Annotated in this window: 10 protein-coding genes; 4 read left to right on the forward strand and 6 right to left on the reverse strand. The window is 67.8% G+C overall.

The genetic code is table 11. From position 1 onward, the window contains the following. Window positions 1-7 precede the first annotated feature (7 nt). From FVA74_RS09620 to FVA74_RS09630, 3 genes are all read right to left on the reverse strand, one after another. Window positions 8-1,048 (reverse strand): hemolysin family protein, encoded by a 1,041-nt coding sequence (locus tag FVA74_RS09620; RefSeq protein ID WP_147721939.1) that lies wholly within the window; start codon window positions 1,046-1,048, stop codon window positions 8-10. After that, the gene (locus FVA74_RS09625; protein WP_147721941.1) at window positions 1,045-2,361 is read right to left on the reverse strand and encodes a hemolysin family protein; all 1,317 of its coding nucleotides are present in this window, start codon (window positions 2,359-2,361) and stop codon (window positions 1,045-1,047) included. Before FVA74_RS09625 ends, FVA74_RS09620 begins: the two co-directional genes overlap by 4 nt. An 85-nt stretch (window positions 2,362-2,446) precedes the next feature. After that, entirely contained in the window at window positions 2,447-3,886 is a 1,440-nt protein-coding gene (locus FVA74_RS09630; RefSeq protein ID WP_147721943.1) for a GuaB1 family IMP dehydrogenase-related protein, read from the reverse strand. Between the two features lie 134 nt (window positions 3,887-4,020). On the opposite strand from FVA74_RS09630, the gene FVA74_RS09635 reads away from it, so the two are divergent. Continuing rightward, the gene (locus FVA74_RS09635) at window positions 4,021-7,857 is read left to right on the forward strand and encodes a multifunctional oxoglutarate decarboxylase/oxoglutarate dehydrogenase thiamine pyrophosphate-binding subunit/dihydrolipoyllysine-residue succinyltransferase subunit (protein ID WP_147721945.1); all 3,837 of its coding nucleotides are present in this window, start codon (window positions 4,021-4,023) and stop codon (window positions 7,855-7,857) included. A 119-nt stretch (window positions 7,858-7,976) separates the two neighbouring features. Here FVA74_RS09635 and FVA74_RS09640 read toward each other — a convergent pair whose 3' ends face one another. After that, window positions 7,977-8,219 carry a zf-HC2 domain-containing protein gene (locus FVA74_RS09640; protein ID WP_147721947.1) on the reverse strand — a complete coding sequence of 81 codons (243 nt, stop codon included), beginning with the start codon at window positions 8,217-8,219 and terminating at the stop codon, window positions 7,977-7,979. Next, a complete protein-coding gene (locus tag FVA74_RS09645) occupies window positions 8,216-8,947 on the reverse strand; it encodes a sigma-70 family RNA polymerase sigma factor (protein ID WP_370454499.1) in 732 nt (243 codons plus the stop codon). The genes FVA74_RS09640 and FVA74_RS09645 overlap by 4 nt, the downstream gene beginning before the upstream one ends. Window positions 8,948-8,993: 46 nt before the next feature. Here FVA74_RS09645 and aroA point away from each other — a divergent pair, with 46 nt between their 5' ends. The 3 genes from aroA to hisN are packed head-to-tail and all read left to right on the forward strand — an operon-like array spanning window position 8,994 to window position 12,257. Next, window positions 8,994-10,397 (forward strand): 3-phosphoshikimate 1-carboxyvinyltransferase, encoded by a 1,404-nt coding sequence (gene aroA, locus FVA74_RS09650; RefSeq protein ID WP_147721950.1) that lies wholly within the window; start codon window positions 8,994-8,996, stop codon window positions 10,395-10,397. A gap of 14 nt (window positions 10,398-10,411) precedes the next feature. Beyond that, entirely contained in the window at window positions 10,412-11,434 is a 1,023-nt protein-coding gene (gene rsgA, locus FVA74_RS09655) for a ribosome small subunit-dependent GTPase A (protein WP_147721952.1), read from the forward strand. A gap of 43 nt (window positions 11,435-11,477) precedes the next feature. Then, a complete protein-coding gene (gene hisN / locus FVA74_RS09660; protein WP_147721954.1) occupies window positions 11,478-12,257 on the forward strand; it encodes a histidinol-phosphatase in 780 nt (259 codons plus the stop codon). Between the two features lies 1 nt (window position 12,258). Here hisN and FVA74_RS09665 read toward each other — a convergent pair whose 3' ends face one another. After that, the gene (locus FVA74_RS09665; protein ID WP_147721956.1) at window positions 12,259-13,713 is read right to left on the reverse strand and encodes an MFS transporter; all 1,455 of its coding nucleotides are present in this window, start codon (window positions 13,711-13,713) and stop codon (window positions 12,259-12,261) included. Window positions 13,714-13,751 lie beyond the last annotated feature (38 nt).

Genomic DNA, 13,751 nt, shown 5'->3' on the forward strand with positions numbered 1-13,751 from the left:
CGCTCCCCTAGAGGCGACGAGTCGCGTCCTGCACCTCGCCGATGAGCTCCTCGAGGATGTCCTCGAGAAAGAGCACGCCCTTCGTGGCGCCCTCCGCGTCGAAGACGCGTGCGATGTGCACTCCCGAGCGGCGCATGGTTGCGAGGGCATCCTCCAGGTCTGTGTCCTCGAACACCGAGATGAGGTGCCGGATGCGCTTGGGTGGCACGGGTTCCGTGAACTCGCCGTCGTCGTCGAGGTCGATCACGTCCTTGAGGTGCAGGTAGCCGCTCGGTTCGCCCTCATCGTCCACGAGTACGTAGCGCGAGAACCCGTGCTGCGCGACGGCGCGCTCGACCTCGGCGGGCGTCGCCGCCTCCGACACCGAGACGAGCGTGTCGAGCCCGACGGCGATATCGCGCGCCTTCTTCGAGGTGAACTCGAAGGCATTCGACAGCGCGCCGCTCGTGTCCGTCAGCACGCCCTCGCGGGTCGAGTGGGCCACGATATTGGCCACCTCGTCGAAGGTGAAGGAGCTTGTCGCCTCGTTCTTCGGCTCGACGCCGAAGAGCCGCAGCACCCCGTTGGCGATCGAGTTCAGCGCCCAAATGAGGTGCTTGAAGACGCGGGACACCCACACGAGCGGCGGCGCGAGGATGAGGGCCATGCGGTCCGGCAGCGAGAACGACAGGTTCTTGGGAACCATCTCGCCCAGCACGACGTGGAGGAACGAGACGATCACGAGGGCGATGATGAACGCGACCGTGCTGATGACCTCGGGGGCCAAGCCCGTGAGGCCGAGCGGCACCTCGAGCAGGTGGTGGATCGCCGGCTCAGACACGTTCAAGATCAGCAGCGAGCACACCGTGATGCCCAGCTGGCTCGTCGCCAGCATGAGGGTCGCGTGCTCCATCGCGTAGAGCGTCGTCTTGGCCGCGCGCGAACCCGCTTCAGCCTTGGGCTCGATCTGCGAGCGACGAGCAGAGATGACGGCGAACTCCGCGCCGACAAAGAAGGCGTTCGCGCCGAGCAGCACGACAAGCCACACGATGCCCCAGACGTCGCTCATCGCTCCTCCTCCACAACCTGCTCGGCACGCGGCGTGAAGCGGATGCGGTCGATGCGTCGGCCGTCCATCCGCTCGACCCGGAATTCCCCGGCGTCGATCTCGACCGTGTCGCCGACCTTGGCCAAGCGCCCTAGTTCGCTCATGAGGAAGCCCGCGACGGTCTCATAGGGGCCATCCTCGGGCACCGTGACATCCGCCCGCTCGAGGAGCTCGTCTGGTCGCAGCATTCCGGGGAAGGTCACCCAGTTGCGGGAGCGGACGACGCCCGCACGCGTGCGGTCGTGCTCGTCGGAGACCTCGCCGACGAGCTCCTCCACGAGGTCCTCGAGCGTCACGACACCCGCGGTTCCGCCGTATTCATCGAGCACGATGGCCATCTGGTAGCCGTGCTGGCGCAGCTCCCCGAGCAGCGAGTCGAGCCGCATCGTCTCGGGCACACGCAGTGCGTCGCTTTGGAGTGCGGAGGCCGGGACATCCGCTCGCTTCTCCCTCGGCACGGCCACCACCTGCTTGATGTGCACGATGCCGACGACGTCATCGATGCCGTCATCGACGACGGGAAAGCGGGAGAACCCGGTGCGCTTGGCGAGGTCGAGCACGACCTGGGCCGAGTCGCCGCGCTCGACGCTCGAGACGCGGGGCCGCGGCGTCATGACATCGGCCGCGACATGCTCGTTGAAGGCGAGGGTGCGCGCGAGCAGCGTCGCCGTGTCGACCTCGAGGGTTCCCGCCATGGCAGAGCGGCGCAGGAGCGAGGTCAGTTCCTCTGCCGTGCGTGCAGACGAGAGCTCCTCCTTCGGCTCGATACCGACGCTTCGCAGGATGACGTTGGCGGAGTTGTTGAGGAGCGCGACGGCCGGCTTGAACACCCACGTGAAGGCGAGCTGGAACGGCACGACCACCTTGGCGGTGCCGAGCGGCAGCGCGAGGGCGAAGTTCTTGGGCACGAGCTCGCCGACGATCATGGAGAGCAGCGTCGCAATCGTGACAGCGACAACCGCGGCGACCCCGCGTTCGACCGCCTCGGGAAGGCCGAAGACCGAAAGCGGCCCGGCGAGGAACGCGCTGAAGGCCGGCTCGAGGGTGTACCCCGTGAGGAGCGTCGTGAGCGTGATGCCCAGCTGCGCGCTCGAGAGGTGCGTCGAGGTGCGCCGCAGGGCGGCGATCGTCATGGTGAGACGGGACTCGCCTCGGGCCTGCCGCGCCTCGAGTTCCTGGCGATCGAGGTTCACGAGGGCGAACTCGGATGCCACGAACAGGCCGGTGCCGATCGTGAGAACGATGCCGATGGCGAGCAGGATCAACTCGTGCACTGGGCCACCGACAAGTAACTAGAAGGAGGGTCGTCCATTTGCGCCAACTATAGCCGAGCACACAGGCGCTTCGGCTGCGAATCGACTACCAGCTGACCGGCAGCGCCTTGCCCTCCTCGTAGCCCGCCGCGGACTGGATGCCGACGAGCGCCTGGTCGTGGAACTCGGCGAGCGTTCGCGCGCCCGCATAGGTGAAGGAGCTGCGCACACCCGAGGTGATCATGTCAATGAGGTCCTCGACAGAGGGTCGCAGGGGGTCGAGGTAGATGCGCGAGCTCGAGATGCCCTCCGCGAAGAGCTCACGGCGTGCGAGCTCGTAGGGGCTCAGGCGATTGAAGCGCGCCTGCACCGCCTTGGTCGAGGCCATGCCCCAGCTCTCCTTGTAGAGGCGACCCTCGGCATCCCTCTGCAGGCGACCCGGCGCCTCGATCGTGCCGGCGAACCAGGAGCCGATCATGACGGATGCCGCTCCAGCCGCAAGCGCGAGGGCGACGTCGCGCGGGTACCGTACTCCCCCGTCAGCCCAGACGTGTGCGCCCAGCTCGGCGGCGACCTCGGCCGTCTCGAGCACCGCCGAGAACTGCGGGCGCCCCACGGCGGTCATCATGCGGGTCGTGCACATGGCACCGGGACCGACCCCCACCTTGAGGATGCTCGCGCCGGCCGAGACGAGGTCGCGCACGGCGTTCGCCGTCACGACATTGCCGGCGACGAGCGGAAGGCCGAGGTCGAGCGCCGCAACGCGTTCCACGGCGCCAACCATGCCCTCCTGGTGGCCGTGGGCCGTGTCGAGCACGAGCACGTCGACACCGGCATCCGCGAGGGCCTTGGCCTTCGCCTCGATGTCTCCGTTGATGCCGACGGCTGCCGCCACGCGCAGGCGGCCATCGCCGTCGACGGCGGGACGGTAGAGGGTGCCGCGAAGGGCACTGCGCCTGCTGAGCGTGCCGACGACCTTGCCGTGGCGCATGACGGGGGCGAAGTCGAGCTCCGCCTCGACCATGAGGTCGAAGGCTGCCCGCGGCTCGTCGACATCATCGACATCGATCGAGGGAAGCTCTTCGTGCAGCAGGTCGCCGAGGCGTGCATCCGGCAGCGCCGTCGCGAGCCTGGCGGCGGGAAGGCAGCCGAGGTACTCACCGTCACCATCGCGCACGATGATGCCGTGGCCCTCGACGGGCGGCACGAGTTCGAGCGCGTGGTCGACGGTCTCGTCGGCCGAGAGGGAGAGCGGGGTGTCGTAGCCCGGCGCCTGGTCCTTGACCCAGCGGATGGCGGCATCCAGTTCCTGCAGGGGAAGGTCCTGCGGCAGCACCCCGAGGCCTCCCCTCCGGGCGAGCGTCGCAGCGAGGCGCGGACCCGTCACGGAGTTCATGTTCGACGACACGATCGGCAGGGTCGCGCCCGTGCCGTCGGTGGGATCGAGCGAGACATCCAGCCTGCTGTCGACGCCGGATCGACTCGGTACGAGGAAGACGTCGGAGTAGGTGAGGTCATGGCGCGGGGACGCCTCGTAAAACTTCATGTTTTTAAGGGTAGCCCCGACCCCGACTCGGCGGCAGCGCCCAGCCGGAGGGATTACGCTTGTTGTCAGTATGTGGCCATCGGCGCCCAGATCTGCGCCGAACAATCGATAGTGACAACGGAGAGTGGGCGGCTGTGTCTAGCCAAGTGACCGGCATCGGTTCTGAAGCGGGATCTTCAGGGGAGTTCGGAGCCAATGAATGGCTCGTCGACGAGATGTACCAGCAGTTCAAGGTCGACCGGAACTCGGTCGACAAGTCATGGTGGCCCATCCTCGAGAACTACCACCAGACCAAGGGCCAGGTCTCGAGCCCGGCCGCGAATGCATCCTCCGAGTCGAAGCCCGCGGCCAGCGAGTCGAAGCCCGCACAGGCCGAGGCCGCGCCAGCGCCGAGCGACTCGAGCGGCCCCGCCTCCGACCAGGAGCCGCAGATCCCCGTCGAGGTGACGAACGAGCCCTCTGGGCAGGCGCCCAGCAAGGAACCCGCGGCCACCACCGGCAGCCAGCCCATCGCCCGCACCACCTCCCTCCAGGCCAAGCCGCAGCCGATCCCGGCCGAAGCACCAGCAGCGCCCACCGCTGCCGATGAGCCCAGCGAGCCGCAGGATGTCGTCACCCCGCTCAAGGGTGTCGCGAAGACGATCGCGGCCAACATGGACCAGAGCATCTCGGTGCCCACCGCGACGAGCTACCGCACGGTGCCGGCGAAGCTCATGATCGACAACCGCATCGTCATCAACAACCACCTCAAGCGCGCGCGCGGTGGCAAGGTCTCCTTCACGCACCTGCTCGCGTGGGCGATGGTGAAGGCACTGCGCGACTTCCCGAGCCAGAACGTCTACTACGACGAGGTCGACGGCAAGCCCGTCGTCGTCGCCCCGGCGCACATCAACCTGGGCATCGCGATCGACCTCCCCAAGCCCGACGGCTCGCGCCAGCTCGTCGTTCCCGGTGTCAAGCGCACCGAGACGATGAACTTCAGCCAGTTCCTCGCCGCCTACGAGGATGTCGTCAAGCGCGCCCGTGACAACAAGCTCACGATGGCCGACTACCAGGGCAACACGATCTCGCTCACCAACCCGGGCGGCATCGGCACCGTGCAGTCGGCGCCGCGCCTCATGAAGGGTGCCGGCTGCATCATCGGCGCGGGCGCCCTCGAGTACCCGGCCGAGTTCCAGGGCACTTCAGGAGAGACCCTCGCGAACCTCGGCATCGGCAAGACCATGACGATCTCGTCGACCTACGACCACCGCGTCATCCAGGGCGCGGGCTCGGGCGAGTTCCTCAAGCTCATCCATGAGCGCCTGATCGGCAAGCATGACTTCTACGAGGAGATCTTCGCCGACCTGCGCATCCCGTACTCCCCCATCCGCTGGGCGCCCGACATCCACGTCGACCTCGCCTCGGCGATCGACAAGACCGCACGCGTGCAGGAACTCATCAACTCGTTCCGCGTGCGCGGCCACCTCATGGCCGATGTCGACCCGCTCGAGTACGTGCAGCGCTCGCACCCCGACCTTGAGATCGAAAGCCACGGCCTCACTTTCTGGGACCTCGACAGGGAGTTCGTCACGGGCAACCTCGGCGGCCGTCGCACCGCGAAGCTGCGCGACATCCTCGGGATCCTGCGCGACGCCTACGCCCGCAAGGTCGGCGTCGAGTACATGCACATCCAGAATCCAGAAGAGCGCAAGTGGATGCAGGAGCGCCTCGAGGCGCCCTACGAGAAGCCGACGCACGACGAGCAGATGCGCATCCTCGCGAAGCTCAACGAGGCCGAGGCCTTCGAGACGTTCCTCCAGACCAAGTACGTCGGGCAGAAGCGCTTCAGCCTTGAGGGCGGCGAGTCGATGATCGCCCTCCTCGACGCGATCCTGCAGGGTGCCGCCGAGAAGGGCCTCGAAGAGGTCGCGATCGGCATGGCCCACCGCGGTCGCCTCAACGTGCTCACCAACATCGCTGGCAAGACCTACGGCCAGATCTTCCGTGAGTTCGAGGGTACGCAGGACCCGCGCACCGTGCAGGGCTCCGGCGACGTCAAATACCACCTCGGCACCGAGGGCACGTTCACGGCACTCGGCGGCGAGCAGATCCCCGTCTACCTCGCAGCGAACCCCTCGCACCTCGAGGCCGTCGACGGCGTGCTCGAGGGCATTGTCCGCGCCAAGCAGGACCGCAAGCCGATCGGCACCTTCCAGGTCGTGCCGATCATGGTGCACGGTGACGCAGCCATGGCAGGCCAGGGCATCGTCGTCGAGGTGCTACAGATGTCGCAGCTGCGCGGCTACCGCACGGGCGGCACGATCCACGTCGTCGTCAACAACCAGGTGGGCTTCACGACGCCTCCCGGCGAGGCCCGCAGCTCGGTCTACTCGACGGATGTCGCGAAGACCGTGCAGGCGCCCATTTTCCATGTGAACGGCGACGACCCCGAGGCGGTCGTTCGCGTCGCAGAGCTCGCCCTCGAGTTCCGCGAGAAGTTCCACAAGGACGTCGTGGTCGACCTCATCTGCTACCGCCGTCGCGGCCACAACGAGGGCGACGACCCTTCGATGACGCAGCCCCTCATGTACAACCTCATCGAGGCGAAGCGCAGCGTGCGCACGCTCTACGGCGAGGCCCTCGTGGGACGCGGTGACATCACCCAGGAGGAGTACGCGGCAGCGCAGGCCGACTTCCAGGACCGCCTGGAGCGCGCCTTCGCCGAGACGCACGCGGCGCAGACGAACTCGATGCCGATCGTGACGCAGGACGACAACGCCCAGAGCGACCTCGAGCGGCCCGACTCGCAGCAGGACGACCGCGCGGGCGAGCCAGAGACGACCGCTGTCGCGGAGTCGGTCATCACGACCATCGGTGACGCGCACGCCAACAAGCCGGCCGGCTTCACGGTGCACCCCAAGCTCGATGCGCTCCTCAAGAAGCGCGTCGACATGAGCCGCAAGGGCGGAGTCGACTGGGGCTTCGGCGAGCTCATCGCGCTCGGTTCGCTCCTGCTCGAGGGCACCCCCGTGCGCTTCGCAGGCCAGGATGCTCGCCGCGGCACCTTCGTGCAGCGCCACGCGGTGCTCCACGACCGTGAGAACGGCCAGGAATGGCTGCCACTGCTCAACCTCAGCGAGAACCAGGCCCGCTTCTGGATCTATGACTCGCTGCTGAGCGAGTACGCGGCGATGGGCTTCGAGTACGGCTACTCGGTCGAGCGTGCCGACGCCCTCGTGCTCTGGGAGGCGCAGTTCGGCGACTTTGCGAACGGCGCCCAGACGGTCATCGATGAGTTCATCGCGAGCGCCGAGCAGAAGTGGGGCCAGCGCTCGAGCGTCGTGCTGCTGCTCCCCCACGGTTACGAGGGCCAGGGTCCCGACCACTCCTCGGCCCGCATCGAGCGCTTCCTGCAGCTGTGCGCGGAGAACAACATGACGGTCGCGCGTCCCTCGACGCCCGCCTCGTACTTCCACCTGCTGCGCCGCCAGGCCTACGCCCGGCCGCGTCGCCCGCTCGTCGTGTTCACCCCGAAGGCGATGCTGCGCCTGCGCGGCGCGACGAGCGACATCGCGGACTTCACGAACGGCCGCTTCGAGCCCGTGATCGACGACACGAGCGTCGACAAGGGTGCCGTGAAGCGGGTCGTGCTGCACGCCGGCAAGCTGCATTACGACCTCAAGAACGAGATGCAGAAGCGCGACATCAACGACATCGCGCTCGTGCGGGTGGAGCAGTACTACCCGCTGCCGCTCCGTGAGCTCTCGGCGGTGCTCTCGCAGTACCCCAACGCGGAACTCATGTGGGCCCAGGAGGAGCCGGAGAACCAGGGCGCCTGGCCGTTCATCTACATGGAGCTCAAGCGCAGCCTGCCGAACCGCGAGATGAAGGTCGCCTGCCGTCCGGCGTCGGCCTCGCCCGCGACCGGTTCAACCAAGCGCAGTGCGCAGGAGCAGGCCGACCTGATCGACCGCGCCCTCACCATCTAGGGCTGAGCGCACGACAAAGGGCGGGCATCCGATCGGATGCCCGCCCTTTGTCGTAGTCGCGGGAGTACTTCGAAGCCCGCCGCCGGTTGAGTAGCGCGGTTCGCCTGGCGGATGCCTGGCTAGTGCGTCGCCTGGATCTCCCGGATGCGCGCGAGCACCTGATCCTTGAGGTCTTCTGGCGCCGTCTCCTGGCACGCACGCTTCACTGCGAGTGTCAGCACCTCGCCGACGTGTGCTTCATTCGCACAGTCGGAGCAGTTCTTGATGTGGTCGCAGATGTCTGCGGCATCCTCTGCCTGCAGTTCGTTGTGCAGGTACTCCTCGAGTTCGGCTTTCGCTTTCTCGCAACCGCAGTCGGTCATTTCTTGCTCCCGGTGGTCGGCGCGGCGTCGAAGCCGCGACCCTGTGCGTATTCCGCGAGCAGGCCGCGCAGGAGGCGGCGTCCGCGGTGGAGTCGGCTCATGACTGTGCCGACGGGGGTCTTCATGATGTCGGCGATCTCCTGGTAGGCGAAGCCCTCGACGTCGGCGAGGTAGACCGCCAGGCGGAAGTCTTCAGGGATCGCCTGCAGCGCATCCTTGACCGCGCTGTCTGGCAGGTGGTCGATTGCCTCGGCCTCGGCGGAACGAGAGGAGGTGGAGGTGGTCGACTCAGCGCCGCCCAGCTGCCAGTCCTCGAGGTCGTCGATCGTGCCCTGATAGGGCTCACGCTGCTTCTTGCGGTAGGTGTTGATGAAGGTGTTGGTGAGGATTCGGTAGAGCCACGCCTTGAGGTTCGTGCCCTGCTCGAAGCGACCGAAGGCGGCAAAGGCCTTGACGAAGGTCTCCTGCACAAGGTCGGCGGCGTCGGCGGGGTTGCGTGTCATGCGCATCCCGGCCGCGTAGAGCTGGTCCATGAAAGGCATGGCCTGCTCTTCGAACAGGTCGCGAAGCTCAGTGGCCGAGCTCGTGGCTGCGTCGTCGCGAGCGTCGGCAGCAGGAGCGGCCGATTCGTTGTCTTCGGGGGCGGGGATATCGCTTGGCATCGCCGCCAAGCTTAGTTCGCGGGCAGGCGAGAGGAAGGTGGGTAATGGGTCGAGCGTGAGCGTCATTCGTCCTCCCGTCGCACGCCAGTAACAGCCGATACCCTTGACAACGATGCTGATCTCCAAATATTCCAATCCCGACTTCGACCCCTACCAGGGCGAAGCGCTCGTCGAGCCCGACGACGGTCCCTGGACGGCACCGACCGCGACTGCCCCGCTCTCGGCCACAGTGTCGATCCCGGGATCGAAGTCGCTCACGAACCGCGAACTCGTGCTGTCTGCTCTCGCGGATGGCCCTTCCGTGCTGCGCCGACCCCTGCACTCACGGGACAGCGCCCTCATGATCGAAGCGCTGCGGAGTCTGGGCACCGTGATCGAGGAAGGCGAGCCCGGGCCGTTCGGCCCCGACCTCGTCATTACCCCGGGGGAGCTCTCGGGTGGTGCATCCGTCGACTGTGGGCTCGCCGGCACGGTCATGCGATTCATCCCACCTGTCGCGGCCCTCGCGCTTGGGCCGGTCGCATTCGACGGCGACGAATCAGCACGCCGTCGCCCCATGCGCACCACGATCGACTCCCTGCGCCAGTTGGGCGTCGACGTGAACGATGACGGACGCGGAGCCCTCCCCTTCAGCCTCTACGGCTCCGGCACCGTCGAGGGCGGTGCGCTCGAGATCGATGCCTCGGCCTCGAGCCAGTTCGTCTCCGGTCTCCTGCTCTCGGCACCCCGCTTCACGAACGGCCTGCAGCTGCGCCACACGGGCGAGCACCTGCCGAGCATGCCGCACATCGACATGACGGTGGAATGCCTGCGGCAGCGCGGCGTCGAGGTCACCTCGCCGCGCAGCGGTGAGTGGATCGTCGAGCCAGGGCCGATCGCGGCAGCCGAGGTCGCGATCGAGCCAGACCTCTCCAATGCCGCACCGTTCCTCGCGGCCGCCCTCATCGCGGGTGGCACCGTGACGATCGAGGGCTGGCCCGAGCAGACGACCCAGGTCGGTGCCGAGCTGGCGCGCATCCTGCCCGAGTTCGGGGCTTCGGTCACGGTCGCCGATGGCTCGATCACGGTCGACGGCGGCGCCGGCCTCATCGGCGGCAAGGCCTTGCCGGGCGTCGAGATGGATCTCAGCATCGGCGGCGAGCTGGCCCCCGCGATCGTCGCGCTTGCGGCGCTCGCTGAGGGCCCGAGCCGCATCACCGGAATCGGCCACTTGCGGGGGCACGAGACCGACCGCCTCGCGGCGCTCGTCGCCGAGATCAACGGGCTCGGCGGCGCGGTCAGCGAACTGCCCGACGGGTTGGCCATCGAGCCCCGCCCCCTGCACGGAGGGCCCTGGCGCACCTATGAGGACCACCGGATGGCGACGGCCGGCGCAATCATCGGCCTTGCGGTCGAGGGCGTCGAGGTCGATGACATCTCGACGACCTCGAAGACCCTGCCCGAGTTCGCCGAACTCTGGTTCGGACCTCTCCTCGGCCTGAGCCGCCCCTCCGTCGACCCGCTCGGGCTGCTGTAGCGCGTGGCACTCGCATGAGCTGGCTCACCGACGTCGATGACGACGACGATCGCTATGCCGACTACGAGGCCAAGGCCAGGCCGAACCCGAAGGCCAACAAGCCGCGCACCAAGAGAAGGCCCGAGCACGAAGACGCGGTCGAGGCCCGGGTCGTAACGGTCGACCGTGGCCGCTACACCGTGCTCGTGGATGAAGGGGGTGCCGGTGAGCACGCCGTCACAGCGACGCGCGCGCGCGAACTTCGCCGTCAGGCCATCGTGACGGGCGACCGGGTCGACATCGTCGGCGACACCTCGGGAACCGAGGGCAGCCTCGCGCGCATCGTGCGCATCCGCCCTCGCGACACGGTGCTGCGGCGAAGCGCCGACGACTCCGACGAGGTCGAGCGCATCATCGTCGCGAATGCCGACCAGATGCTCATCGTCGTCGCGGTCGCGAACCCCGAGCCGCGGCCGCGTCTCGTGCACCGTTACCTCGTTGCTGCATTCGACGCGGGCATCGAGCCGATCCTCTGCATCACCAAGACCGATCTCGCCGACCCCGCGCCATTTCTCGCGGAGTTCGCGGGGCTCGACCTCACGATCGTCACGAGCGGCAAGGGCGCGACGCCGACCGAGGAGATCCTCACGCTCCTCGCCGGTCACTCGACCGTCGCGGTCGGCCACTCGGGGGTCGGCAAGTCGACCCTCGTGAATGCCCTCGTGCCGGAGGCGAACCGGGCAACCGGGCACGTCAATGAGGTGACCGGCCGCGGTCGCCACACCTCCTCGTCGACCGTCTCGTACCGCGTCAAGGACGGCTGGATCATCGATACGCCGGGCGTGCGATCCTTCGGTCTCGGCCACGTCGACGTCGACAACGTGCTGCGGTCGTTCACCGACCTCGCGGAGATCGCGGAGGAGTGCCCGCGCGGGTGCACACACCTGCCGGATGCCCCCGACTGCGAACTCGTCGAGCGCGCCGAGTCCGGGCAGTTGGGCGAGTTCGGCAGGCAACGCCTCGACTCCTTCCAGCGGATGCTCGCCTCGCTCAGCTGAGCTGAAGGCTGGCGGCTGCTGGCCTTCGCGCTAGCCTTGAGGCGTGAGCGATGACCTGGATCTGGCACAGCGACTTGCCGATGCCGCAGACGCCGTATCCGCCGCCCGCTTCCGGTCGAGCGACCTCGTCGTGACGACGAAGCCTGACATGACGCCGGTCTCCGATGCCGACCGCGCCGCTGAGGAGGCCATCCGCGCCATGCTCGCTTCGGAGCGCCCCGACGATTCGATCCTCGGCGAGGAGTTCGGCACCTCGGGGGACTCCCGTCGCCAGTGGATCGTCGACCCGATCGACGGCACCTCGAACTTCGTGCGCGGCGTGCCCGTGTGGGCGACGCTCATCGCGCTCGCGGTCGACGGGGTTCCCGTGCTCGGCGTCGTCAGCGCGCCCGCCCTCGGCAAGCGCTGGTGGGCGGAGCGGAGCGAGGGTGCCTTCGTGCGCGACGCCGAGTCGCCGGAGGGTCGTCGCCTGCAGGTCTCCAAGGTCGCAGCACTCGCGGATGCCTCGATCAGCTACAACAGCATCCAACAGTGGGATTGGCACGGCAGGCTCGATGAGCTCGTCGCCCTCTCGCGCGCCGTGTGGCGTACGCGCGCCTACGGCGACATGTGGTCGTACATGATGGTGGCCGAGGGGCTCATCGACGTGGCAGGCGAGTTTGACCTGCAGCCCTACGACATGGCGGCGCTCGTGCCGATCATCGAGGAGGCCGGGGGCACCTTCACCTCAGCCGACGGTGAGCCGGGCCCCTGGCACGGTTCCGCGCTCGCGAGCAACGGGCTCCTGCACGAGGCCGTGCTCGACATCATCGCGCGGCGCTGAGCTACTCGCGGCGGACGGCCCTGATCGAGCGCAGGTCGGCGATTGCGAAGATGAGGGCGATGCTGACGAGGCCGAGGGCGGCGAGCATCCCGAACGCGTAGGCGTGGCTGAACGCGTCGCGCAGGCTCTCGGTCGCCTCCTCGCGGTAGATCGTGGAGAAGAAGGCCGAGCTCGCGACGGCGACACCGACGGCCGTGCCGACCCGCTGGCCCACCTGGGCGATCGACCCCGCGACGCCGCCCTGCACGACGGGCACGTCGGTGAGCGTGATGGTCTGGTTGGGCGAGATGACGAGGCCGCCTCCCGCTCCCGCAACGCCCATCAGCACCGCGAGCAGCCACGGCACAAGCGCGGGCGGGGCGAGGAGGGCGACGGGAATCGAGGCCCCGAAACCAACGCCGACGAGCACGAGGCCGATGAACACGAGGCGGCGGCCCATCGTGGCGACGTGTCGCCCACCGACCGCGGAGGTGTAGGCCGAGACGAGCGCGAAGGGAATGCTCACCATGCCCGCGAAGACGGCGGAGACGCCGAGCCCGTTCTGCAGGAAGAGCGTGTTGATGAGGAAGATCGCGGGCGTTGCAGCGAAGTACGCTGTCGCGATAAGCACACCGTGGCGATAGGAGGCCAGCCGGAAGAGTCCGAAATCGATCACGGGCGACTTGCCGCTCACGGCATAGCGGTTCTCCCACCAGACGAATGCGGCACCCGCCGCAGCAAAGAGCAGCAGCCACCACCAGCGGGCCGGGTCGTCGCCCGGCCCACCTGTCGTGAGCACGAAGGGCAGCATGAGGCCGAAGACGGTCGCGCCGAGGAGGAGCACGCCGATGAGGTCGATCTCGGTGCGCTTGGTCTCGTGATGCTGGTGCGCAGGCAGTCGCCACAGGGCGAAGGCGAGCGCGAGCAACCCGAGCGGCACATTCATCCAGAAGGTGAGTCGCCAGCCGTCCTGCTCGCCGCCCACCGCAATGAGGAGACCCCCGAGGGTGGGGCCGAATGCGGTTGAGAGTCCGATGATGGCACCGAAGAGGCCGAATGCCTTTCCCCGCTCGGGCCCCTGGAACAGCTGTTGGATCAGGCCGAGGATCTGCGGCATGTGGATTCCTGCAGCAACGCCCTGCAGCATCCGCCCCAGGACAAGCATCTCGATCGTCGGCGCGATGGCACACATGATGCTCGTTGCGACGAAGACGCTGAGCCCGATCGCGAAGAAGAGCTTGCGGGAGTGGATGTCGCCGAGTCGGCCGGCGGGCACCAGCACGAGCCCCATTGCGAGCGCGTAGCCGGCGACGATGAGCTGCAGCTCGCTCGGGCCACCCCCCAGGGAGGCCTCGATCGATGGCAGGGCCACGTTGACCTTTGAGAGGTCGAGGATCGTGAGTGCGGCCGCAGCAGAACACACAGCGAAGGCTTGCCACCGTGCGCGGTCGGGAACCTGGGAGCGTATGGTGGACATCCACTGATTGTATTCGTGCAGTGGTGCAGAATATTCAT

This window comes from Salinibacterium sp. dk2585 (genome assembly GCF_008001035.1).
In the GTDB taxonomy this organism is placed as follows: domain Bacteria; phylum Actinomycetota; class Actinomycetes; order Actinomycetales; family Microbacteriaceae; genus Homoserinimonas.